Consider the following 23,521-nt stretch of genomic DNA (forward strand, 5'->3'; position numbering starts at 1 on the left):
TTAATCAACGAATCAGCGTTAATTGCACAAAGTAATCTTATCACTAAAGAAGTCGAATACTATTCAAACGGACTTAAAATGAAAGGCTACCTTGTTTATGATGCTTCGATTGAAGGCAAACGACCGGGAATTTTAGTTGTCCACGAATGGTGGGGGCATAATCAGTATGTACGCAATCGTGCAGAAATGCTTGCCGGGCTTGGCTATACTGCCTTTGCATTAGATCTTTATGGTGATGGTAAACTCGCTAATCATCCTAATGATGCAAACACTTTTGCATCGGAAGTGATGAGTAATATGGAAACCGCAAAAGAAAGATTTCAAGCTGCTTATAATTTTTTAAATGAATCTGAAAATGTTGAGGCGGGACAAATCGGGGCAATAGGATATTGCTTTGGCGGCGGAGTTGTATTAAACATGGCAAGGCTTGGAGTTGACTTGAAGGGCGTAGTTAGTTTTCACGGCAGCCTGGCAACTGACAATCCTGCAGGATTAAATAAAGTAAAATCTAAAATCCTCGTTTGCAATGGTGAAGCTGATTCATTTATTACTAAAGAAGATATAATAAATTTTAATGAAGAAATGAAAAAAGCTGGAGTTGATTATAATTTTATAAATTATCCAAATGCTCTCCATGCTTTCACAAATCCAGAAGCGGATGTTAATGCACAGAAGTTTGGATTAAAAATTGCATATAACAAAGAGGCAGATGAAAAATCCTGGATTGATATGCAGGATTTTTTCAAACGTGTTTTTAATAAGTAAGTAGGTGAAATAATATTTTTAAATCCGGGATTTGGTTTTGAAATACATTTCCAAAACTAAATCCCATTTTTTTGCCTTACACAATTTTCAATTCTTCTATATTATCTGATTAGTTATTTAATAAATTATTTGAAAGATTTCGAGTATGAGTTCAAGAAGAGAATTTTTATTCAACACAATTAGCACCATTACTATTGCCGGAATTTCAGGATCATTAGCAAGCATTCTGCAAAGCTGCGCAGCTAATCCCACCGGCTTAAACTCATATTCGGGTATAACGAAAATAGCAGCCTCTCCAGTTGATAATAAAATCGAACTAACAATTGATTCTGCAAATCCTTTGAATTTAACCGGTGGTATTTTGTTATTAGTTTATAATAACGGAGATAACGGAGTATTACTTCAAAGAATCAGTGCGACCGAAATTAAAGCTATAACCGCAGTTTGCACTCATGATGGCTGCATAATTGATTTATTCAGCACGGAAGAAAATAATTTTGGCTGTCCTTGTCATGGTTCAAGATTTAATTTAAATGGAGGAGTGGTGCAAGGTCCGGCGGATGCCCCATTAAAATCTTTTTTAACTACATTTGAAAATAATTTGCTGACAATCTTTTTGTAAAGATTTATTCATTAAAAAGTTTCTTGTAAAATTCGATATCGTTATCATCAATTTTCTTTTCATCAGAATTATTTTTTTTCTGATTCAGCAGCGAGATAAATTCCAATGAAGATAAAACTTTGCATCCACACACTTTTGCAAATTCCTTTAAGTTATTATCCGAACTTACTAAAACAATTTTCGTTCTATTTTTAGCGAATTCGATTTCACTTTTTATTTTTTCATCAGCAGTTTTGTTTTCAGAGTAGATAATTTTCGCTTTGAGGATTTTTATTGATTCTTTTGGGTATCCGTCAAAGTGAAGTGAGACTATTACTTTTTTATCCGCAAAATAATTTCCGATCATAAAAGCAAGTTTCTCACGGGATGATTGTTTATTGCTCTTCTGAAGCTGTTTCAATTGTTGGTGTTGTCCGATAAGATTATTACCATCGAGAATGTAATTAAGCATAATATTTTACCTGCCGCTGTAAAAAGCATCACGCTTTGTTACTTTCAAATCCTGTAACTGCGGCGCTTTAATTCTTATCTCAAAGAAATATCCGCGATAAGTACCAATTGGGTTCCAGGTAAAGTTCATCAGCCAGCAGTGAAGATCGCGCGATATTCTAATTTGAGGAGCCGAAAAATCTTTTCCAACAATATCATAACTTCCTGTAACTGAAAATTTCCAGGCAGGGGTAAGATTGAAATTGAGACTGCCGGAAAGAGTAGAGAATTTTGTTTTTTGATCCGGCTTAGGGCTGCTCTGTGTAAAATTATAACTCAAAGTGATGTCCCACGGTATCGTGAAATCAGGATCCTGATTTGAATACAAGCCTTGATAAACTGATTCGCCTTGAGTGAGTGGATTTGATTGATTTTGCAATTGGCTAACAGTAGTTTTTTCCACATCATCATCTTTGTCCGATTTTAATTTCTCACCTGAGATACTTGTTGAAAGCGAAAAAGAAAAGTTAGTCATTCTGAGCACTCCCCTTCCTGCATCAACTAAAAAGCGATTTACCTTTGAAGAAGAGGCAGAGTAATCATAAGGTGTAAAAGTGGATGAACCTGACAGATTGAATACATCACCAATTTGAGTCCGGTAATTAATATTCAAGTCTGAAAGCCGCAATGAATCGGCTGCAAAATTATAGCTTATTCTTGCACCAAGATTTAATAATTGAATTTTATTTTCCTTTGAAGTAGTATCTGTCGGATCAACAGTGGTTTTCATCTCAAAAATATTTGAAAGTCCGAATGAAATACTTTGCTGTTCTCCTGATGAAGCACCGCCGAAAACTTCTTTGATATATTTATTGTATTTAATAACCTCCCCTTTGGAGTTTTTGTATGAACCATAGTATCCCCATTTCGGGTCAGAAAAGTCCGGCTGATAATTATAAGATATACTTGGACTAACAGTATGACGGATTGCACTTATCCCGAATACATTTGGCTGAAACATTCCAAAAAACTTTGTAGAGGTGCTTATTCCAAAATTAAATGTGCGGACAAAATTAATTTCATGAATGTCATTACTAACAATCGAATCAGAGTCACTTGAGACAAGATCAACCGCATACTGCTCAATTTTTTTATTGTACCATTTTTCCTGATACCTGAATGAAGGCGAAATGCTGAAGTAACCAATCTTTGGAGACATCCCCATTGTTATGTTGTGTTGAATTCCACCCCGAACACTTAATGTACCGTCAACCTTAGTTCTTTTGTTTTGGAACTGAGAGGAATAATTATACCCAAAAAGTTCGTACCATTTCTGATCACCGGATGAATCATTTCGCTTGAATGGATATGACTGTGATTTACTAAAAGTCATATTCGGAAGAATTTCCGAAATATCTCCTGACTCAAGATTTTGTGTACGCGAATAGTTTAAAGAAAGTGAATTGCCGGATTCATCCCATGTTTTAGTAAATGTAGCATTGGAGATAACATCATTTCTTAGCAATTCATTTAGATCATTAATATTCCGCTGTAAGGTATTTCCAGATAGAAACTCTAATCGCGCATCGAGACGCATGGTGGGTGTTATTGTTTGGTTATGATTAATTTTGAGCCTCCAATTTTGCTGCAAAGATTTATCAGGATCTGTATCGGCTCCGGTTTGCAGGTTTTCATAATTAGCTTCAACACTTCCGGTGTAATTATAGCGAAGCCCATACCTGTAACGGCTATTCAACCTGTAACTGCCGCGGGTATAGTAATCAGCAGTCAGTGTCAGATCCATTATATCACTTATTGCCCAGAAATATCCGAAGCGGGAAAAGTATCTTCCGTAAGTTCCATCATCACCAAAGGCAGGGGCAATAATTCCTGACCGCCTTCCCGACTCAATCGGAAATACACCAAATGGAATAGGAATTGGCAAAGGCACACCGCCAAAATTCAGCCAGATCATTTCCGCAACTATTTGTTCTTTGTGAATTACTTTCATTTCACTTGCACTGAAATAGTAATGTGGACAAGAATCATCACAAGTTGTATAAATTCCATCTTTAATGAAGTAAGTATCCTTATCTACTTTTTTTATTTTATCGCCGTCATAAAATGCACCTTCCTGTTCTGTGTGTGCACCGGAAATTATTCCTTGCTGAGTTTTAAAATTATACCGGATCTTTTGTCCATCATATACTTCGCCCTTATCTGAAAGCACCGGTGTCCCTTCCAATTTGTCTTGGAGGGAATCTGAAGGAACTCCCTCTGCATCAATATTACTTGAAACAAAATCAAGATAAATGTTAGCGCTTTTGATTTCAGTATTTTTATACTTCAACTCGCTGCCTCCATAGATGCTCATTTTTTTTTGATTGATAAAAAAGATAAGCGAGTCGTTGGAACTAGCATATATTATAGTGTCAATATCGCTTTTTTTATTTGATGTCGAATCAAACACAAGGAGGGAGTCGCTATAAACTAAATTAACTGAATCCGTTTTTGTCTCGAATAACGAATCAGTTATTTGCGCAAAGTTTAAAGTTAAAACTATTAATATGAGTGAGGCGATGATTTTCATTCACTTATATTTCACTGCACTGAATAACATCAAATTAAACTCGTTAATTAATATTTATTAAAAATAAGTGCAGAAGCACCTTTGATACCTGCATCATTACGAAGTTTTGCAGGAATAATTTTTATTTTATTTCGAAGCGGAGTCATTACTCTCGAAGACGCTGTATGGGCAATCGAATCTAATAGAGGTTTTCCAAAACCTGCTACTCCCCCGCCTACAATAAAATTTGTAATATCAAATGCATTACCAAGCGAAGCAAAAGCAGCGCCGAGATGCATTCCGAGATTCTGAATCACACTTTTCGAATATTTATCTCCTATCGAAGCAGCCTTTTGAATTATTAATGGAGATATTTTTTCAAAATTATTTTCAACTAATCCAACTATTAGTGAATCAGGATGAAACTGAAGCTCCTCAATCACCCTCGCTTTAAGATATTGGTTTCCGGCATAAGTTTCGATGCAGCCGATGGAGCCGCAATTACACTTCCTGCCTTTATAATTAATAGTGATGTGTCCTATTTCTCCTGCAGCACCGTGCATTCCGTGATAGACTTTTTTATTGATAACAATTCCACCACCTACTCCTGTTCCAAGTGTAACCATTATAAAATCATTTAATTGTTTACCTGCACCAAAAATCAATTCACCGACAGCCGCTACGTTTGCATCGTTTGCTACAATTGTTTTTATATGAAGTTTATCAAAAATAATTTGCGAGACGAGAACGGTTTTCCAGCCGGGAAGGTTTGGAGGATTTTTTACTACACCCTCCTCCGGCAAAACAATCCCGGGACAACCTATTCCTATTCCAGCAATTTTCACCTTCGAGGATGAGATTAAATTTGAAACTTCCTCACAAATATTATCCAAAACTTTTTTTGGTCCACGTTCTGCTTGAGTCGGAATCGAACTTTTTACAAGAATTTTTCCACTGTCAGAGACTATACCGATTTTAATATTTGTGCCGCCGAGATCAACACCAACTGCAAACTGATTTTTATGATTCATCATATTAAAACTAATTAGATTATTTAGTGTATTCTACATTTACAATTTTTAATTCACCGGGGTATGTGATATCACCAAGCGGAGAAGTAACAGTAGGTTTAGCATATATTGTCAGTTTAGATGCTGATCCTCCCTTGCCTCCAAGATTTAAAGCAAGGTTAATCAAAGATTCATATCCCTGGTCTTTAAATAGTTTAACAAGGTCAACACTAATTTGAATTGGAATTATTGTTGCGTCGCCTGTTCCGGGCACTGTAACCGGAGAACTGATATTTCCTGTCAGGATTTCTTTTTCATCAAGATTCAATCGCCATGGAAAAGATTTTAATGTGGCATCTGTTTTTTTGTATCCTCCGGTTCCGTCGTTCGGATTTTTAGCTTCAACGTTTAAAGTGAATGAAACAGGCAACGAGCCTTGCACAACAGCAGTGGATAATTTTATTATATCAAAGGCAGAAAAATCATCAAGCTTTGCTTTATCAGAAATAGAAACGCCGTTCAATAAAAATCCGTTCACATTTCCAAGTTTGAATTGGAGACGCGACAAGTTAACGATTGTTTCATAAACACTGCAGCTTAGGCTGCTGAAAATAATTACCACGAAAAGTAAATAGAGACTTTTTTTCATTATACACCTACCTTTGATTCTTTTATTTTATTAATGATTTGTTGAGCTACTACTAATGCTTTCAATCCGTCCTCGCCTGAAACAACAGGTCTTGTGTTATTTCGGATGGAATCAATAAACAAACTTAATTCATGCTTCAATGCGTTTTCTGCTTTGACTTCAGGCTGCTCATAAATAATTCTTTTTTTCTTTTCACCAACTCCTATTTCACCATAGTTAATCGTAGCAGGATTGGTTGTTTCTTCTAATGAAATTAAACGAAAAATTTCTGATAGTCCTGAATCAAAATCTATCGAGATATATGAATCCTTTTGAAAGATTCTCATCTTCCTCATTTTCTTTTGTGAAATGCGGCTTGCTGTAACATTTGCAACCGCCCCGTTTTCAAATTCAATTCTTGCATTTGCTATATCAAGTGTATCTGATACAACGGCTACTCCACTCGCTTCAACTTTTTTTACTTCACTTTTTATTAAGCTCAAAATAATATCAATGTCATGAATCATTAAGTCGAGAACGACAGCTACATCGGTACCACGAGGATTAAATTGAGCGAGCCGGTCACTTTGAATAAACATTGGTTTTAATTCAAAATTATCCAACGAAAGTAAGGCAGGGTTAAATCTTTCAACATGTCCAACTTGAAGAATAAGATTCTTATCTCGGGCAAGTTTCACAATCTCTTCCGCTTCTTCAATTGTTGCTGTTATTGGTTTTTCAACAAAAACATGTTTTCCGGCTTCAATGCATTGCTTGGCAATTGAATAATGTGCGCTTGTTGTGGCTGCAATTGAGACTGCATCGCAGTATTGCAGAAGCTGCTCAATTGAAGTAAATGACCTTACAGATAATTCAGTTGCAACAGAAATCGCCCTTGAGAAATCCGGTTCAAAAATACCCATAAGATCACAGGAATCAATTTCCTTAAATAATTTTGTATGAAATTTTCCGAGATGTCCGACGCCGATTACACCAACCTTTGTTTTTCCATAATTATTTTGTAATGATTTTTTTATATCCGATTATTCTATCATATCCGCCGAAGTTTGGATCGGTATAATAAAGGAAAATATAATATTCATTTGAAGTCTCCCAGCTATTTCCTTCAAGATACTGCCAATCGGCATTTTTAATTTCTCCATTAATTATATCTGCGGTGACATATTGATAGTCATAAGCTCCCCGTTTTAACAAAAGTGATTTTGTAAACCGTCCCCCCTCGTTTAACATTTTGTAATCGGGAGACAGCCTCCAATTGTTAAATGCACCGACAAGAAAAACCTCACCGCCAAAATCTTCAGGAGTGCGAATGTTAAATTTCACATTCATATAAGTCGCATATTCATCTGAATATTTTGTAAGCTGCGAACCACCATTAAAATCCGGTCCGCCTTGTATAAAAAACCGGGATAACTCAATTCCATCAAACTGCGCTTTAACATTATTTGAAATAAATTTATTCGTATTTCTCAAATCAGTTTGGCGGTATTCATTGCCGGGATGTATATCACGTGCGGTAAAAGTAAATTTTCTATTTCCATCCCAATAGTACTGGCGGACATTAGTATTAAAATTTTTATCAATGATCGTCGGGTAATCAATTTTCTTGTTCTCTATAATTTCCACGAAGCTCACGTAGTTCGGGAAAAGTTCATCGGGTAAAGTGAAGGAGGTGGTAATATTAAATATTTTTTTTAAGTCTGCCGGAAAATATACTTTATCTTCAAGCTCTTCATTTTTAACAGTCACAGTTAAAGGTACTGATGTTCCTGCAACAATAAATTTTCCATTTGCATAAACATTTGCTGTATCCTGGGCATCGGTAATATAATAGCGCCATTTGCCGGTGAAAGGAAATGAAACCAATCCCTCTGCATCGGGAAAAGATTTTTGAAAATGATAATCAGCATCAAGAACTGTATGAGGAAGTTTTGTGAAGCCAATACTATAAAAAATATTTTTGCCTGTGTTAAGCAAAAAAATATTATCAACAGGTCTCCAGTTTTTATCACAATATCTGAAAACAATATTCATATCGGGCTGATAGTTTGATTGAAGGTCAAATTCTATAATGATTGCCGATGACTCATTAGAAATAATAGGAAATCCAATTTCACTTACAATCGAATAGGTGCGAAGATTTTTTACAAGCGGATCCTGTGCAAAAGAAGTTATTCCAGGTATAAAAAAAATAAATAAAAATAGACTAATGATATTTTTCATTTTATCAATCCTGTTAGATACTAAAAATTTCGACGCATTTAATTGAAGAATGCGGTACAAAAATATTTACAATTTTATTTTCGCGTTCAGTTTCCAGAAATAATCCTTCGTCATAAACCTGCGTAAGTTTTCCTGTTGTAAAAACAATTTCATAGAAAGGTGCATTTGAATTTGTATCCATAGTCATTCCGTAATTTTCGTGCAGAGTAATATTTAAAAGTTTACCGATGAAATCAGCCCAGTTCATTTTCATAATTTTAATTCTCAATTAGTGATTCTATTTTTTTAATTAGCTCGTTTTTGTTTTCGCAATAGTAAAAATTATTGATTAATTGTAAGGCACTCGAATTCTCTCCGGCATTAATATAATTTACATAAGCCGAAACAATCAGCGGCAAAAGTGCCTCGGATGAATTACAATTTTTTCCATTGACATTTACGTAGTCAATAATACCTGCTAAAATAATTTCGTTTTCCTCTATAAAAATATCATAAAGAATATCATTTACTAAAACCATTTTTGATCCATCAAATGTTAAACAACTTATCGGAAGATAAAACTGCTTATCAGCTTGATTAAAAAAATTATATTGAGTATCACCTGTGACAAGAACTGTTCCGTCAAGTTCCTCAAACTCAGTTTCAAACGGCTGAATAACTCCCGAATAAACCGAATCAATCAGAAAAATATTTTTATCGAAGCCGTAAATAAATAAATAATAATCAGGCTGATCAAAGGCAGAGGCGGAATCAATAAGAATGATTTCATCAACTCCATCCCTATTAAGATCGGATAAAGTTAAAACAGGATTAACAAAAGTTTTTGTAAATACAATTTGGTTTAGCGAATCAAGAGCGATCAATGATTTGCTTTCTAATTTGACTGTAAAAGATTCGAATAAATACTCGTCACTTTGAGCAAAGACAATTGAAAATGAAAACACCATAATAGTCAATAATATTTTTTTCATATATCTAATAATAACCTGCTCAAATATAAGTGATTTGAAAGATTTTGCAGTAAAACGGGAAGGGTGAAAATCATACCAAAATAATAGAGGAAGAGTGGTCACCTTTGGACAGCAGGACAAAAGAATGAATTAAAAGCATTGGCTAAGCAGAATACGCCAACACGTGTGATTGGGTTAAAGCTTGGAAGAACGGAAGAATCAATAAGATCGAAAGCGAGTGAATTTAATATTTCGTTGAAGCCCGTTAATCAATCACCTTATAATAGGAAGAAGAAGTAATTTTTTTGTGCGGATTAAAAGGAACTCATTCCCAACCTCCTGCCACAACGTGATAGACAATGTCAGCCTAAGAGCAAGAGTTTTAATATTATCCGGAATATTTTCCCCGGCTAATTGTACCTGATTATTTTTCTGATTAATTAATGAGGTGAATAAACTATGCTACTTAACTGATTTGCCTTCTAATTCAGTTACTTTTTTACTGGTGATTTGAAATAATTTTATGACTGACATAAATCAGCCTTGAACTTTTTTCTTAAATTTAGTGTAATATTTAAAATAGATGAGCGGTGATATAATTAGAGGTGTTATGAATACAACATTTGTTGGATATATCCACAAATCTTCAATGGATTTTGATTTAAAAATGATAGTGATTAATAAAAGGACTTGTAAAAAATAAATAGAAAGAGAAAAAATTAAGTGGAAGCCTGGTAAATAATCACGCAAAGTTAGCTTGTCAGTATTAAATGCTTTATCACTAAAAATCTCCTTATAAACCTCTTTATTTAAGTACTTAATTCTAATATTACGATTTACTTTTTGATCCCTTCTAAAATTATAACCCATATTTGTTACAACTATTAACATTATCAAAAATATTATTTGGGCTATGAAATAAGCTCCTATTAAATGCAAAATCGCATACGAAGTTATTTCATTTGAATTTGCAACAAATGTTGAATCGTGCCATTTGGCAAAGGATTGAGTATTAACATAAATAATAAAATAAGCTGCAATAACAATAAATACTGCTGAGAGAAATTTTATAAATAAGTTTTGATGATGATTTTGATTTTGCGCGAATTGTTCGTGAAATGTTTTTAATAATTCAAATTGTTTATCTTCAATTGCCATAAATTCCTCAAGCTAAAAATGAATCTAAAATACATTTAACAAAATCTTCACCTCGTCTTAAAGCACCCGAATACGAGACTACTATTCCAATCAAAGTGAAAATTAAAAAGCTCATATTCTTAAAATCAAAAGACCAGGAACAAAGTATTTGGTAAAGGGTAACTACAAAAAGAAATACAAAAGCAGTTAACAAGCATCTAAAGAAGCTGAATTGTGCATTAAATACTTGATGTTTCTCGGTGATCTTTTGTTTTTCAATATGTCGATAGATTAAATAGAAAATTTCATTATTTACTTTTTTTATTTGTGATAACTCGCCTTCTGGTTTTTCACGATGAAATGTTGTGTTGATTTTATTCCAAAGATGATTTTTATAATCAGAGGTAAGTTTAGGCTCCGAATCCAATAGCCATTTCTCGGAAGGCAACCCACTCCAAAGAAAAGAAAGCAGTTTTTGTGTTATACCTTGACTAATACCTTGGAGTAACACACCCATAACATAACCAAAAACTATCAATGCAAAAGAGTTCATTAATTCTAAGGAACTCGTTACATGGAAGTCAGTACTGCTAAATCCAATTAATATTTTTAGTGAAATAAGAAAAAACAATCCTGGAATAAGTACTGCAATAAAGTCATAAAAATTAAACTTATCAGTCATTATTACTTCTCCACCTGATCATAAAATGGCAAAGCAGTGGCACTATGCCAATTAGGTCTAACATCAATATTGTGACTTTTACTTAGGTTGAGACCATTTGTCGAAAATACACTAACACCTCTTCTTAAAAAAGCGTTACACACAATTTTTCTTGGATGAGTTTCCGACACCTTAGATGAACTAACCATCGCGTATTTTGTACGTGCAGACTGAATACCGATTTTAGGACCAAGTATTCTATTTAATGTTGTTGGATTGACATTATTCCTACTCCCGTGATGAGGCATTTGGTAAATATTACAATTATTCAATGCTATACCCAGACTATTTGTATACTCGGTTGATAAATTAAGCGCATCAATGCCAGCATCAGCTGTAAGTAAAATTTTTACATTATCGATATTAGTATATAAAACAGCACTGCTCTCATTTGTTGCAGAAGTAACACCATCCTCACTTAAAGTTTCAATATCCCAATTTTCATCTATCCATTGTTTTATACTTGCAATGAATGAACGAAATTTAGTCTCACGTTTCTTTTGACGAGCTTCTGGCGTATTATCAAACTCAGGTACTAATTCCAGATACCATAGTTCAGTAGGAGATAAGACAGTAAAAGGCCCAATTCTTGAACCTTGAAATGGTTGGCTTATAGGTATTTTCTTTATTTTGGCAATTTCTTCGAGTGAATATGCAAATGGATAACTATCTTTAAGTTTTTTTGCAAGGCCTTCAGTAGTCCAACGAACGTCTTTGAATTTATCTTTCAGATATTCAGCATAATTCCAAGGTTGGTGCAACCAGAGTCTACCAACTGATAGATTCTCAAGTACAATACTCAATCCAGAAGCGTGATCAATATCTGGATGAGTATTAATTACGTGGGACACAGATGAAGTATTGTAAAATGTTTTTATATGTTCAACAAGACTTTCACCTGATTCTTTAGTTCCACCATCAATTACGATTACTTCTTGAGAAATAATATGTGTTTCGTCTTTGACCCCATGTCTTAAGCTAATAGCGTCACCACTTCGTTCCCATTTCCAACTGGTAAAAATCAAGCTCAAAAATATTTGATTCATATTATCTACCTTTAATTAATTAAATACTATCTCCCTATACACACTCAAATAATGTGCTTTGCTTCTATGTGTTTTTAATAATGTTTTTACTTGCTGTGCGTATTTGTTAAAATCGTATTCGAGTGCTTTTTGGATTTTGTCGCATTGTTCTGCATCGAGTGGAAGGTTTATTGTTCCTTCCCGGATTTCTAAATTTTTATAAAAGAATTGATAAAGCATTATTTGGTTATTGTTCTCAAAGTTAATCGTAATCGTTTTATTATTCTCCTTGAAATATACTTTATATGCAGCGAAAAAGTTTGTGTCGCCGCTTTTAATGTCTTTAGGAAAAATTGCAGGAAGATTATAAAATGTATATGGTTTTGTTTGCCTGTTCTCAATCAGTTTATTGTAATTTCTTATTTCATCAAATCTGTCTTTGGCTAAACGAACTGAGGTTTCGTAATCAACTACTTGTTTTACTTTTGTTGTTTTTACTGACTTGGATTTTTCTTCCCTATCAGTGATAAAATTTTTCTGGTATTCATATAAATCCTTCAGATCTTTCTTTGATAGATTAAGAGCTTCAAAAATTATTTCATCAATTCGATTTCTATCTTCAAATTCTATTTCATCAATGATAGATAATTGTTCTCTTGATTTTAGCTTTTGGTAAAGACCTACAAGTTCTTTTTCATAAGGCTTTAAAATATCAGGATCAACAATAAAAGTTCTTCGAACAACATTTACATCAACGTCGCTGAGAGTTTGACTGCCTGTTAATTGCCTCGCAAAAAGATCAAGTAAAAATCTAAAAAGTGTACTATTAAGAATTATGAAAATTAATCCAGCAAGGTTATTATACTTGTCTTTTACTTTTATATTATAGTTAACTTTATCACAATAAACTTTTGTTTGTCTATTATCTATTAGCCTAAATTTTTCGCCAATCTTGGAAGGAAAAATAAAATCTCCAACAAATAAATCATCTCCGAGATTAAACCAGTCTTGTGATCCATCTTCTTTAATTTTTTGGGCACAAGTTGGACGACTATCATAATTATGTTTAGATGACTCACCCTCTTCGATGTATTTAACAAGCTTAGAATTGACTTTTCTTAATGAATGGATAGAATCATTGCAAACCAAAACCTGGTATTTTAATTTTTTGATATTTACTTCAAGTTTATCTGCTTCTCTTTGTGTCTTAAACAAAGGTTTAAAATGGAATCGTTCTAATAAATAATGCTTATTACCCATTTCAGAATAATACCAACCGAACTTTTCCCAATTTATTTTTGAACTTTCTTTTTTATGTCCGAAATGTAGCTTGAATTCATCACCGGACATTTTCTTTACTAAATCTGTATTGTCTTTTACATAAAAGAATTCATTCGCTCCTGTTTTAATTCCATAAGCAACGTTACAGAATTTATAAAGCGGTTGTAATTTATTGCTAGCAGTTTCAAGAATCTTATTAAAAATCTCGGGTGAACGTAAATATTTAGCACCCCAATTCCCATTTTCATATTTGCCATCAAAAGTGCTTTCAATTTCAAGATCAAATTGTTTCTTAACAATTATATGATAATTTTCATTTTTAATAGTTTTGCTTGAGTTTTCAATACCACCAACAAATCTTTCTAAATATTTAGCTCTATCAGTATCATTGCTATTTCCTACAAGCTCATCATACTCTTTGAATACTCTAACAAACTTTACTTTATTTTTTTCCCTAGCTTCGCGATCATTGCACTTTTCTAAAATAAGAATTACTGTGTTAATAGAAGCAGTTTCAAAACTTCTAACTTTCTGATTATCTATAACTGCAATAATCTTAAAATTATCGAGTAAGAATTTCTGTAAACCAGCACCAAATGAAACATCAAGCCAACTGCTTGAGACGACATAACCAAGTCTTCCACCATTTTTAAGAAATGCTGAAGTATGCATTAAATAGTAAACATATAAATCACTCTGCTGGTTTACTTTTTTAAGATTATGTTCAGATTGGGCGAGGCTAACCCAGCGACTCTTGTCGTCTGGATCAATCTTTTCTTGTCTAATATAAGGTGGATTACCAACGCAAGTATCAAAAATAGGAACTTTAACCTTTTTAGTTTTTCCACCTGTATCTTTAACTTCAAACAAATGACTTGCATTCAAGAAAATAACATTTGCTGAAGATGTTGGTTTCAAATGAGAAAAATCATTACGAATAATTACTGGATAATTTTCTTTTGTTTTAATATTAAGCAAGGATAAATTCATTGTAGCAAGAAAAGCTGGAAAGGTAGCAATCTCAACACCCCACAAACGTTCAAGTAATTCTTCGTGTGTAAGTCTTGGATTTAGCCTTTTTAACATTACATAAGCACGGACAATAAAAGTACCTGCACCACAACCACTATCAAGAACAAATTTAGTTTCTTTATTTATACAAAAAGTATTAACAATGTCAACTTCATTTATATTTGTAAAATGCTGTCCTCTGTCGTGCTGTTCCTGGTTATCAATTAGTTTGTTATAAATTGCACCAATAATGTCTGCATCAAGTTCTTTGAAATTAAGATGTCTTATTTGCTCAACATTGTTTTTTAATGAAGGGATATATTTTGTATCATATTCAAAATCATCTAAAATGTTTTTCTGGAATATTAATTCAAAATCGTGTTTAAGAACATCATCAAATCTTTGTCTTAAAGTTTTATTCAACTTGTCTTTGTCTTCAGGTATTTCTAAGACTTTTAATTTTAGTTCAGGCAAATCACGCTGTAAATAAGTATAAAAGATAATTTTAAGATAAAGCAGGTAATTTGAAAGCTGACAAATGTTATAAATTTCTTCACTATCAAATTTTAATGATATGTTAAATATGTCCTGATCACGGAGATATTTTTTTAATTCAGTTTTGAGCTGTGCATCTTCATTTATCTTATCATACATAACATTAAACATTTCTGCGGAGCCTTCAAGAATGTATGCAGAAAGTTTATTAACAAAGAACTTATCAATTGAATCCCATTGAATCTCTTTAACATTATGAACAATATCGCTTAAGTCTTTTAGAAATAACTTAAGTGGTTGGGTTATCTGAGTAACATAACCTGGGTAAGTAAACTCAACATTCTTACGGATATTTGAGATGTTATAGACTTTAAGTTTTCTCTCGTTAAGCGGAACGCCTTCTTTTATTGTTTCATATATCACAAGCTGACGCGGTGTACCTGTAACAAAATACTTCAAACCCCTATTGAATGCTTTCATTGCAGCGTCATAAACTAACGTCTCATCAGTTGCATCCCAGCTTGAGTCTTTTAATTCAAACAGTACCTTCTTTGTAATATCCAAACTTGATTCTAATAATCCATCTGCAAACCTGGATTCGCCTACTCCTATATTTTGTTCCTGTAAAATTCTTGAAAAGGAAATGTTTTCATCTTTATCCAGAATATTATTTACAACATTCCAGATAATTCCTTGAAAAGTGCGTTCGTTGGATTTGGGTTCTTGCATTCAATACTATCTATTATTATTTAACCAATCATTACTTACATCAAAACTAAAAGAATAATCATTCAGTTACAAAAAAAAGTATTTACGAAATAAAAAATGAATCGGAGATTATTCTTTTCACTTCACCCTCACTTTTCCTTAAACCCCACCAACACCATCATTCCCGCTTCAGTTTTAAGAAGTAGTTGGGTGTACAGTTTCAGACTCGTACTAACAAGCTCTGTTTCCTTTGGCGTATAATCCAGATTAAATGGAACTGTGAAGCCCAAAAAATTAAAATTTTCCATTTTTATTCCATTTAATTGTATTCCCATTCCTTTATCGCCCATTGGATTTATTTTGGACTGCTTCCAATTTATAACCAACCGCTCATCATTTGAAAATGCTATACTTGTATAGCGTCCATTATTCAAAGTTAATATACCGTAGCCTATAGGATATTCTTTCAAGAGGTCATTATTTACACCTTTGGCAAAAAACCTGAATCGCTTCAACAGGGAATCGGAGGCACTTGAAGGCAGAAAAGCTTCTTTTTGTAATGCAGTGGTGTCAACTTGCAGGGTGGGGCTGTAATTTTTAAAAGTTAGAGGTTTTTCCCGGGTTTGTTGTTTATCGGGGGTTTCTTTATTTCCACATCCAGCGGAGGTTAAAATAAAAATACTTATTAAAAAGAAACCTAAAACCAGCATCCTGATCGAAATTAATGTTTTCATAAGAAAGTCCTATTGTTTTGCGTAACTATTCTACCTTGATACTTATAACTTAAATAAAATGTTATACCCGATGCAAATAAAATATTAAGTGTACAGCAGTTCAAAAGCATATCAGATTCTCTATGGAATTTATTCCATAGGTTAAAAAAGCTATACCAACAAAGGAAACCGTTTTAACGGTTTAAAGGAGAGTAAGCAAACGGTTAAAACCGTTAAGACTTTTGGGGTGTATGTTTTTTCAATGCGATAAATCGCATTGAGAACCTAAGAGGAATTTTTTCAGTGAAATGAATTACATTGATAACCTGATATGAAACTTTTCATTGTGATAAATCGCATTGAGAACCTAAGAGGAGATTTTTTTCAAAGTGATAAATCGTATTGAGAACCTAAGAGAAATTTTTTCAAAGTGATAAAGCTCATTGAGGCTATTCAAAATATGCTTTGATTATTTAAAAGACTTTATGAAATTTATTTAGTTCAAAAAAATCAGGTTCTCTATGGAATTTATTCCATAGGTTAAAAAAGCTATACCAACAAAGAAAACCGTTTTAACGGTTTAATGGGCGAGTGGGTAAACGGTTAAAACCGTTAAGACTTTTTTAGCGTGTATGTTTTTTTTCAAAGTGATAAATCGTATTGAGAACCTAAGAGGAGATTATTTTCCAAAGTGATAAAACTCATTGAGACTATTCAAAATAAGCTTTGATTATTTAAAAGACTTTATGAAATTTATTTAGTCCAAAAAAATCAGGTTCTCTATGGAATTTATTCCATAGGTTAAAAAAGCTATACCAACAAAGGAAACCGTTTTAACGGTTTAATATTTTATTACTAAAAAAGGAAATAAGATGTCAAAACACTCACACCACAAAATCTGGATACACTTTATTTGGGAAACACTTGATCATCAGAAAGTACTAAGCAAAGAAACGAGGCTAAAAATTTCCGAATATCTTTTTAAATATGCTAAGGAGAAGAACATTTATATGGAGAATAATTTCGTTAATAGTGATCACGTTCATACTTTAATAGACCTACCTACAAACCTATCCGTTGAAGAATGTATAAAATTATTAAAGGGGGCTTCTTCACATTATATAAATCAGCAAAGAATGACGGGACAAAAATTTCAATGGGGAATAGGTTATGGTGCGTTCTCTGTCTCCCCTTCAAGGGTTAGTGCGGTGATAAAATACATCAAAAATCAGGAGGAGCATCATCGCCTTAAAAGTTATACGGAAGAGTATCAATTATTTCTAAAAAAATACGGCGTTTTAATAAACGGTTAAAACCGTTAAATCTATTTGTTGATCCTTTTTCCAATGCGATAAATCGCATTGAGAACCTAAGAAGAAACTTTCCAATGCAATGAAGTGGATTGAGAACCTGAGAGCAAAATACAAGCAACCAAGATTTTTAGGTTTTCTATGGAATTTATTCCATAGACTAAATTAACCCCGCCATTTATGGTGGGGACGGAACAACCACTGACAACAAAGGCTTTAGCCACTATCTGTGCTAATGCCGGCTAAAGCCCGGGTCATTTGTCCTATTTTGACCCCCGGAATAAATACCGGGGCTATTTGAAAATGCAGTATATGTAATATGTCCATTATAATTAATTCTAATCCCTCACTCAGCCATGTAATTATTTCTAAAAAGGAAAATTTTACTTGTAAAAAATATCTGTCCTGCTATTAAGCTGCTCTAATTATTGTGTGCGGCGTACGTTTTTTTGCTTGCGGAGGTTATAAATCTTAATAAAACATTTCCCTCATTAAAAAAAACGTACGTTTTATTTCATGCGGGACTCCCCGCGTTGAATGCGGGGAATGTTTTTTTGCTTGCGGGACTCCCCGCATTGGATGCGGGGAATGTTTTTTTGCTTGCGGGGCTTCCCGCGTTGAATGCGGGGAGTGTTTTTTTGCTTGCGGATCTCCCCGCGTTGAATGCGGGGAATATTTTTCTAATAAAATAATTTGTTTTTTCGCAAATTATTAAATATTTATCGTACGGTAGGGTAATTTTTTCTTTTTCTGAAATGCTTTATTTACAAATATCACTTTGGCACGATGGTTGACACGATATAATTAGCCCTGTGGTAAGAAGGGAAAATTAAAAAAAATACTTTCTCATCTCAACCGCAAGGTCAATTAATTAAATATTTTTCTCACAATCAGAAAGGACACACCATGTCCACAAAAGATTATCTTCCCCAGTCTAACGATCAGTTAGACACATGGGAAGAAAACCTTATCACAAAGCTGCCTTTGCATAATGCAACGGTAGGGGTAACAGCAGCCGAAGTTGCAGCAGTTACTTCACTCATTAATACACACCGCGCTGCTTTCTCAGCACAAGTATCCGCCGAAGCATCTTATCATGGTGCTGTGCAGGATAATAAAGCAAAGAAGCAGGCTGCGATCTCGGCACCCGGGGCTACAAGATCACTTATCAGAAAGATCAAAAGCAGTGGAAATTACACATTGCAGATTGGTCAGGAGCTCGGGATAGAACCTATAGATGTTCCATTAAACCTCGACGATCTCAAACCATTTCTTAAGCTCTTTAAGAATGCAGACGGATCAATCAGGATAACATGGAAGAAAGGATTCGTTGCTGCGATAAATATCTACAGTAAACGCGGCGATGAAACCACATTTACACTGCTCGCAACTGTAACACTTACAAGCTTCAAAGACGCACGCCCCAATCTTAACGGTGCGCCGGAAAAGCGTGAGTACTTCGGCAGACTTGTTTACAAGGATGTTGAAGTCGGACAGCAGTCAGATGTAGCAAGTATAACGGTAGGATAATAAAACAACAGCACTACCTCCCACCTCCCTAAAAACAGGGAACAATAAAAAACAAAATGATCATTTGTAAAAACTAAAAGGCGGTCGGCTATAATGCGATCGCCTTTTTAGTAGTTTTATACTTCAATAAATCGCCTTGTGAACATAAGAGTATAGAAACATTCGAAAAAGAATTTTTATAAATTATCTGCGGTATGAAAACTGAATCCTCTCAAAAACTCCTCTATGCTCATGCGCTTTTTTCCTTCCAATTGAATTTCAAGAATTCTGATTGCATTATTCCCACAGCCTATGATCAATTCAGTTTTTGTTTGATGAATTTGGAATGGTGAAAGATTAAGGTTAGATACAATTTCAGTCTTAAATATTTTAAAGACTTTATTGTTAAAAGTAAAAAATGCCGCCGGATAAGGCGAAAGTCCACGTATTAGGTTATGAATATCTTTCGCAGATTTATGCCAGTCTATACGGCAAATCTCTTTTGTAATTTTTGGTGCGGGGGATGCTAACAAATCATCTTGATTCTTCAATTGAAAATTACCGGATTCAATTAGCTGAATAGTTTTTAATACAAGCTCTGCACCAAGCAGACTCATTCTATCGTGTAGTGATTCAAAATTATCATCAGCGCGTATAAAAACTTTTTCCTGAAGATAGATATTTCCGGTATCAACTTTTTCTGCAAGTTTAAAAGTTGTAAGTCCTGTTTCAGTATCCCCGTTTATTAATGCCCACTGAATCGGTGCAGCTCCACGATATTTTGGCAGAAATGAACCATGCAGGTTAAAGGAACCAAACTTAGGAATCTCAAAAATTTCTTTCGGCAATATCCTGAAAGCTACAACCACAAATAAATCCGGATTTAGACTTTTCATCTGCTCAACAAATTCTTGATTGCCTTTTAATTTTTTCGGTTGATAAACCGGAATATTATGATCCATCGCAAATTGTTTAACCGGAGTGAATGAAATTTTCTGTCCCCTTCCTCGCTCTTTATCAGGTGTAGTAACGATTGCAGGAATCTGATGGTGATTATCTAAAAGAATTTTTATAGATGGAATAGCAAAATCAGGAGTTCCAAGAAACACAATACTCATGCTTTAATTGTCAGCTATTTCAATTGGTAATCAAGGTCGTGTGTGATAGGATAATCAACTTCAATTTTACGATTTTTAATTTTAGTTAAAGATTTTTTTAATCTCTTTTGCTCGCCAGCAGGAAGCAGATCAGTAAAATAAATTCCTCTTAAATGATCATACTCATCTTTGAATTACACGCGCTAATAATTTATCGGCATGAATTGTCTGCTCTTTAAAATTTGTGTCGAAATAAGTTATTTCAATTTCAGACGGACGTTCAACTTCACCGCGAATATCAGGAATGCTAAGACATCCTTCTTCAATAATGCATTTCTCATCGCTGTATTTATTTATATTGGGATTGATGAAAACAATTGGTTTAAAGTTTTCGTATTCCTCAACCCCGGTAAGATCAACGATGAAAATCGCTTTGTTTGCCCCTACCTGATTTGCAGCTAAGCCGATTCCATGTGCATTGTGCATTGTCTCAAACATATTTGAAATAAGTGCTATCGTTTTATCATCAATGCTTTTAGCTTTGCTGACTTTCTTTCTTAAAATATTATCACCATAAAGCGTGATAGGCAGAATGCTCATTAGTTCCTCAAATATTAATTATTTCTTATCACAATTTAAGCTTAATCACACAATCATTTCAAGAGCATCATCTTTTTTACGGAAATAAAATTTTTAGCTCCGCCGTCAATTGCTAACTGATAAAAATATACGCCGCTTGGGAGTTCTGCATTGCTTAAGTATTGAGCGCTATGACTCCCCGCCTGCTGAAATTCATCAACAAGCGTTTCTATTTCTCTTCCAAGTATATCAAATATTTTTAAAGTAACTCGGCTGCTTACAGGCAAATCATAATCTATGGCAGTACTTGGATTGAAGGGGTTGGGAAAATTTTGATAAAGTACAAACTCTTTTGGTACAGTTTGATCTTCTTTAACGGAAGTTACTGTAGTATCTCCGTAAACGATTCCGTTAATAATACATCCCTTTAAATAGCTGCTAGAACCACCAAACTCACAACTGTAATTACCTAAATATCCTATTTGATATGCTAAGGAATATTGGGGAAAATAAAACGAAATTGGGTAAAGTGTCCGCACTACACGATTTTCTCCCAATACAAAGTTGGTTTCCTCAGAAGCGAGGTAATAAGCATCAGGCAATTGCTCTTGAGGATTTAGATAAACAGTGTCGCCAACCTCCATCAAGAAATCGTAAATTGAAATTTCAATAGTGTCGTAATAACCAAAAAAATTGTATAATGTTTTTAAGTGACCGTCAAGTGAGTCTATTCTTATAAATTTATATTCATAACGAAGCGGTGGTTCAAACTTGAAATATCTAATCCCTGAAATCAAAGTATCTTTTGTGATCTCAAAAGATTTTACATACTGAGTATCAGGCCAGCAATAATAATTAAGGGACGTAATATTATAAACCCACTTATTCCCAATTGCAAGTGGAAACCAATCAAAAACATCCGAAGGGATCGGTAATGATTTTAATACTATCATCGAATTATTAGTTATCTCATAAATTTTATATTTTGTTGCAGCATAAAGTTTATCCTCATTAGGTTTCTTGTATATGCCGACAATATTTCGTTCAAGAGTTTTATATAGATTAAATGTGATTCCAAAATCATTCGACTTATAAATATTTTTTCCATTAGCATAAAAAATGAACCCGGGAATTTCCGAATCATTACTTAAGTAAATTGGAATATCAGATTGCTTTTTAATTACCCAGCTAAATGGTTCCCCTCCTCCTGTGGACAGTTTCATGAAATTGTAATTATAACCGTTTGAAACACAATAAATATGGACTCCATCGGGATCAAAGTACATTTGAGAACCACTATCCCAATTTGCTGTATCCACCGTATAGTATGTATTTCCCGAATCTAGCGATTTGATTAGAGAATTGTCGTAATCAATTCCAAACATAATTTTATCATCATAAGGCGAAAGCGAAATAATTTGAAAGACGGGACGATTCTGATCCTGCCAGGTATAACCACCATCTGTACTTTTTAATAGAATTCCTCCGTTAGCATACATCAGATCAGGATTTTGATATGAAAACTTAGATGATTTATGTTATCCACCCCACCATACGCTGCGCCGTCAAATCTTTCAATATAACCATGATTGTCAGGAAAAATCGAAAAACCGGCGGCGAGATATTTTTCAGGATCACCTTTATAAAAAATAAAATCAAGAACTGCTTTGGCTATTTCTCCGGTAGGTGGTGGGTAGTTAATTACATAAGCATCAATAAACGCACTATCAATTGGAGTCCCGGGAATGAAATGATAAACTGGGTTATAAATATCTATTGAACTGCCTGAACGATAATAAAGATGAGTAACTCCGAGCGTATCATCAAGTCCCGTGAGTGATGTGAAAACACTATTCTCTTGCGAGAACGAAAGTGAGCCGAGAAGAACTATTGATAGAAAAATTTTCTTGATCATTGTTTCTCCCTGTATTAATTAATCTACAGCGGAATTGTAATCAAAAAAAATATTAAGGTCAAGAAAAATTTTTAGCCACTGCGCTGACGTAATATCTCGAATAATAGAACGCCCGCAGCAACTGACACATTCAATGATTGAATTTTTCCCTTCATCGGAATGTTCACCAGTATGTCACAACTATCAGCAGTTAATCGTCGAATGCCTTTTTCTTCGTTGCCTAAAATTAAAGCGATTGGAATTTTATAATCAACTTTTGTATATGGCTTTGAATTTTGGAGTGACGAACCAACAATCCAAAAGCCCTTATCTTTTAATTCACGAATAGCATCTGCAAGATTTGTAACCGGACAAACTTTCAAATGTTCGATTGCACCTGCAGAAGTTTTTGCAACAGTTTCATTTATCGGTGCGCTGTTGTGTTTTGTAATTATCACACCATCCACCCCGACACAGTCCGCTGTTCGTAGTATCGCCCCAACGTTATGTGTATCCTGAATGGAATCTAAGATTAATATTAAAGGGTAGGCTGATTTTTTTGAATCAATTATGAGCTGCGTTAATGTAAAATATTTTTGTTGAGTTTTTATAGCAGCCACACCCTGTGAGTTTTGACTTGTAACAAGAGCCGAAAATTTTGAAGTGGAGATTTGATTACACTTAATCCCTTTTTTCTTGCAAGCTATAATTATAGTCTCGATTATGCCGCCAGTTTGTCCATAAGATATAACAACTTGTTCAAGTTCGGCACCGGAGTTGATTGCTTCGAGAACCGGTTTTCTGCCAATGATTAATTGCATAAG

At 34.0% G+C, this 23,521-nt stretch carries 22 protein-coding genes and 1 pseudogene; 5 read left to right on the forward strand and 18 right to left on the reverse strand.

The genetic code is table 11. The features are described 5' to 3' along the window. Positions 1–78 precede the first annotated feature (78 nt). Positions 79–765 (forward strand): dienelactone hydrolase family protein, encoded by a 687-nt coding sequence (locus IPH11_11920; GenBank protein MBK6914314.1) that lies wholly within the window; start codon positions 79–81, stop codon positions 763–765. A 145-nt stretch (positions 766–910) separates the two neighbouring features. Continuing rightward, a complete protein-coding gene (locus tag IPH11_11925) occupies positions 911–1,387 on the forward strand; it encodes a Rieske 2Fe-2S domain-containing protein (protein MBK6914315.1) in 477 nt (158 codons plus the stop codon). 4 nt (positions 1,388–1,391) lie between these two features. On the opposite strand, the gene IPH11_11930 is transcribed toward IPH11_11925, so the two are convergent. The 8 genes from IPH11_11930 to IPH11_11965 are packed head-to-tail and all read right to left on the reverse strand — an operon-like array spanning position 1,392 to position 9,238. After that, complete coding sequence (locus IPH11_11930; GenBank protein MBK6914316.1) at positions 1,392–1,838, reverse strand: NYN domain-containing protein; 447 nt, start codon at positions 1,836–1,838, stop codon at positions 1,392–1,394. Between the two features lie 6 nt (positions 1,839–1,844). Beyond that, positions 1,845–4,406 carry an LPS-assembly protein LptD gene (locus IPH11_11935; protein MBK6914317.1) on the reverse strand — a complete coding sequence of 854 codons (2,562 nt, stop codon included), beginning with the start codon at positions 4,404–4,406 and terminating at the stop codon, positions 1,845–1,847. Between the two features lie 47 nt (positions 4,407–4,453). Beyond that, a complete protein-coding gene (locus IPH11_11940) occupies positions 4,454–5,416 on the reverse strand; it encodes an ROK family protein (protein MBK6914318.1) in 963 nt (320 codons plus the stop codon). 19 nt (positions 5,417–5,435) lie between these two features. Beyond that, entirely contained in the window at positions 5,436–6,044 is a 609-nt protein-coding gene (locus IPH11_11945; GenBank protein ID MBK6914319.1) for a hypothetical protein, read from the reverse strand. Beyond that, entirely contained in the window at positions 6,044–7,060 is a 1,017-nt protein-coding gene (locus IPH11_11950; GenBank protein ID MBK6914320.1) for a Gfo/Idh/MocA family oxidoreductase, read from the reverse strand. The genes IPH11_11945 and IPH11_11950 overlap by 1 nt, the downstream gene beginning before the upstream one ends. Continuing rightward, positions 7,038–8,267: a DUF5103 domain-containing protein gene (locus IPH11_11955; GenBank protein ID MBK6914321.1), complete on the reverse strand. Its 1,230-nt coding sequence runs from the start codon at positions 8,265–8,267 to the stop codon at positions 7,038–7,040. The genes IPH11_11950 and IPH11_11955 overlap by 23 nt, the downstream gene beginning before the upstream one ends. A gap of 13 nt (positions 8,268–8,280) precedes the next feature. Continuing rightward, positions 8,281–8,520 carry a hypothetical protein gene (locus IPH11_11960; protein MBK6914322.1) on the reverse strand — a complete coding sequence of 80 codons (240 nt, stop codon included), beginning with the start codon at positions 8,518–8,520 and terminating at the stop codon, positions 8,281–8,283. A gap of 4 nt (positions 8,521–8,524) precedes the next feature. Beyond that, positions 8,525–9,238, reverse strand: coding sequence for a hypothetical protein (locus IPH11_11965; protein MBK6914323.1), 714 nt, complete (start codon positions 9,236–9,238; stop codon positions 8,525–8,527). Positions 9,239–9,376: 138 nt separating this feature from the next. On the opposite strand from IPH11_11965, the gene IPH11_11970 reads away from it, so the two are divergent. Beyond that, entirely contained in the window at positions 9,377–9,517 is a 141-nt protein-coding gene (locus tag IPH11_11970) for a hypothetical protein (GenBank protein MBK6914324.1), read from the forward strand. 237 nt (positions 9,518–9,754) lie between these two features. Here IPH11_11970 and IPH11_11975 read toward each other — a convergent pair whose 3' ends face one another. The 5 genes from IPH11_11975 to IPH11_11995 form a co-directional block, all read right to left on the reverse strand. Then, positions 9,755–10,375 (reverse strand): hypothetical protein, encoded by a 621-nt coding sequence (locus IPH11_11975; GenBank protein MBK6914325.1) that lies wholly within the window; start codon positions 10,373–10,375, stop codon positions 9,755–9,757. A 7-nt stretch (positions 10,376–10,382) separates the two neighbouring features. Continuing rightward, the gene (locus IPH11_11980; GenBank protein ID MBK6914326.1) at positions 10,383–11,036 is read right to left on the reverse strand and encodes a hypothetical protein; all 654 of its coding nucleotides are present in this window, start codon (positions 11,034–11,036) and stop codon (positions 10,383–10,385) included. Between the two features lie 2 nt (positions 11,037–11,038). Further along, a complete protein-coding gene (locus tag IPH11_11985) occupies positions 11,039–12,121 on the reverse strand; it encodes an MBL fold metallo-hydrolase (GenBank protein MBK6914327.1) in 1,083 nt (360 codons plus the stop codon). Positions 12,122–12,136: 15 nt separating this feature from the next. Next, positions 12,137–15,616 carry an SAM-dependent DNA methyltransferase gene (locus IPH11_11990; GenBank protein ID MBK6914328.1) on the reverse strand — a complete coding sequence of 1,160 codons (3,480 nt, stop codon included), beginning with the start codon at positions 15,614–15,616 and terminating at the stop codon, positions 12,137–12,139. 128 nt (positions 15,617–15,744) lie between these two features. Beyond that, positions 15,745–16,329 (reverse strand): hypothetical protein, encoded by a 585-nt coding sequence (locus IPH11_11995; GenBank protein ID MBK6914329.1) that lies wholly within the window; start codon positions 16,327–16,329, stop codon positions 15,745–15,747. An 851-nt stretch (positions 16,330–17,180) separates the two neighbouring features. Here IPH11_11995 and tnpA point away from each other — a divergent pair. Together tnpA and IPH11_12005 are read left to right on the forward strand one after the other, a co-directional pair. Beyond that, complete coding sequence (gene tnpA, locus IPH11_12000) at positions 17,181–17,621, forward strand: IS200/IS605 family transposase (protein ID MBK6914330.1); 441 nt, start codon at positions 17,181–17,183, stop codon at positions 17,619–17,621. 903 nt (positions 17,622–18,524) lie between these two features. Further along, positions 18,525–19,148 carry a hypothetical protein gene (locus IPH11_12005; protein MBK6914331.1) on the forward strand — a complete coding sequence of 208 codons (624 nt, stop codon included), beginning with the start codon at positions 18,525–18,527 and terminating at the stop codon, positions 19,146–19,148. Between the two features lie 176 nt (positions 19,149–19,324). Here IPH11_12005 and IPH11_12010 read toward each other — a convergent pair whose 3' ends face one another. From IPH11_12010 to rlmB, 5 genes and pseudogenes are all read right to left on the reverse strand, one after another. Further along, a complete protein-coding gene (locus IPH11_12010) occupies positions 19,325–20,245 on the reverse strand; it encodes a methionyl-tRNA formyltransferase (protein MBK6914332.1) in 921 nt (306 codons plus the stop codon). Positions 20,246–20,259: 14 nt separating this feature from the next. Further along, a pseudogene (def, locus tag IPH11_12015) lies at positions 20,260–20,824 on the reverse strand (peptide deformylase). A 53-nt stretch (positions 20,825–20,877) separates the two neighbouring features. After that, positions 20,878–22,302 (reverse strand): T9SS type A sorting domain-containing protein, encoded by a 1,425-nt coding sequence (locus tag IPH11_12020; protein MBK6914333.1) that lies wholly within the window; start codon positions 22,300–22,302, stop codon positions 20,878–20,880. Continuing rightward, positions 22,302–22,718: a hypothetical protein gene (locus tag IPH11_12025; GenBank protein ID MBK6914334.1), complete on the reverse strand. Its 417-nt coding sequence runs from the start codon at positions 22,716–22,718 to the stop codon at positions 22,302–22,304. Before IPH11_12025 ends, IPH11_12020 begins: the two co-directional genes overlap by 1 nt. A 71-nt stretch (positions 22,719–22,789) precedes the next feature. Next, positions 22,790–23,518 carry a 23S rRNA (guanosine(2251)-2'-O)-methyltransferase RlmB gene (gene rlmB / locus IPH11_12030; protein MBK6914335.1) on the reverse strand — a complete coding sequence of 243 codons (729 nt, stop codon included), beginning with the start codon at positions 23,516–23,518 and terminating at the stop codon, positions 22,790–22,792. Positions 23,519–23,521: the final 3 nt, after the last annotated feature.

This window comes from Ignavibacteriales bacterium, assembly GCA_016709155.1.
Taxonomy (GTDB): domain Bacteria; phylum Bacteroidota; class Ignavibacteria; order Ignavibacteriales; family Ignavibacteriaceae; genus JADJEI01.

What these genes read in the sequence shown, in the direction of transcription:
- IPH11_11990 (MBK6914328.1), bottom strand. Translation starts at nt 15,616, where the DNA reads ATGCAAGAACCCAAATCCAACGAACGCACTTTTCAAGGAATTATCTGG.
- IPH11_11930 (MBK6914316.1), bottom strand. Translation starts at nt 1,838, where the DNA reads ATGCTTAATTACATTCTCGATGGTAATAATCTTATCGGACAACACCAA.
- IPH11_11940 (MBK6914318.1), bottom strand. Translation starts at nt 5,416, where the DNA reads ATGAATCATAAAAATCAGTTTGCAGTTGGTGTTGATCTCGGCGGCACA.
- IPH11_11975 (MBK6914325.1), bottom strand. Translation starts at nt 10,375, where the DNA reads ATGGCAATTGAAGATAAACAATTTGAATTATTAAAAACATTTCACGAA.
- IPH11_11965 (MBK6914323.1), bottom strand. Translation starts at nt 9,238, where the DNA reads ATGAAAAAAATATTATTGACTATTATGGTGTTTTCATTTTCAATTGTC.
- IPH11_12010 (MBK6914332.1), bottom strand. Translation starts at nt 20,245, where the DNA reads ATGAGTATTGTGTTTCTTGGAACTCCTGATTTTGCTATTCCATCTATA.
- rlmB (MBK6914335.1), bottom strand. Translation starts at nt 23,518, where the DNA reads ATGCAATTAATCATTGGCAGAAAACCGGTTCTCGAAGCAATCAACTCC.
- IPH11_12020 (MBK6914333.1), bottom strand. Translation starts at nt 22,302, where the DNA reads ATGTATGCTAACGGAGGAATTCTATTAAAAAGTACAGATGGTGGTTAT.
- IPH11_11995 (MBK6914329.1), bottom strand. Translation starts at nt 16,329, where the DNA reads ATGAAAACATTAATTTCGATCAGGATGCTGGTTTTAGGTTTCTTTTTA.
- IPH11_11980 (MBK6914326.1), bottom strand. Translation starts at nt 11,036, where the DNA reads ATGACTGATAAGTTTAATTTTTATGACTTTATTGCAGTACTTATTCCA.
- IPH11_11925 (MBK6914315.1), top strand. Translation starts at nt 911, where the DNA reads ATGAGTTCAAGAAGAGAATTTTTATTCAACACAATTAGCACCATTACT.
- IPH11_11960 (MBK6914322.1), bottom strand. Translation starts at nt 8,520, where the DNA reads ATGAAAATGAACTGGGCTGATTTCATCGGTAAACTTTTAAATATTACT.
- tnpA (MBK6914330.1), top strand. Translation starts at nt 17,181, where the DNA reads ATGTCAAAACACTCACACCACAAAATCTGGATACACTTTATTTGGGAA.
- IPH11_12005 (MBK6914331.1), top strand. Translation starts at nt 18,525, where the DNA reads ATGTCCACAAAAGATTATCTTCCCCAGTCTAACGATCAGTTAGACACA.
- IPH11_11935 (MBK6914317.1), bottom strand. Translation starts at nt 4,406, where the DNA reads ATGAAAATCATCGCCTCACTCATATTAATAGTTTTAACTTTAAACTTT.
- IPH11_11955 (MBK6914321.1), bottom strand. Translation starts at nt 8,267, where the DNA reads ATGAAAAATATCATTAGTCTATTTTTATTTATTTTTTTTATACCTGGA.
- IPH11_11985 (MBK6914327.1), bottom strand. Translation starts at nt 12,121, where the DNA reads ATGAATCAAATATTTTTGAGCTTGATTTTTACCAGTTGGAAATGGGAA.
- IPH11_12025 (MBK6914334.1), bottom strand. Translation starts at nt 22,718, where the DNA reads ATGATCAAGAAAATTTTTCTATCAATAGTTCTTCTCGGCTCACTTTCG.
- IPH11_11920 (MBK6914314.1), top strand. Translation starts at nt 79, where the DNA reads ATGAAAGGCTACCTTGTTTATGATGCTTCGATTGAAGGCAAACGACCG.
- IPH11_11945 (MBK6914319.1), bottom strand. Translation starts at nt 6,044, where the DNA reads ATGAAAAAAAGTCTCTATTTACTTTTCGTGGTAATTATTTTCAGCAGC.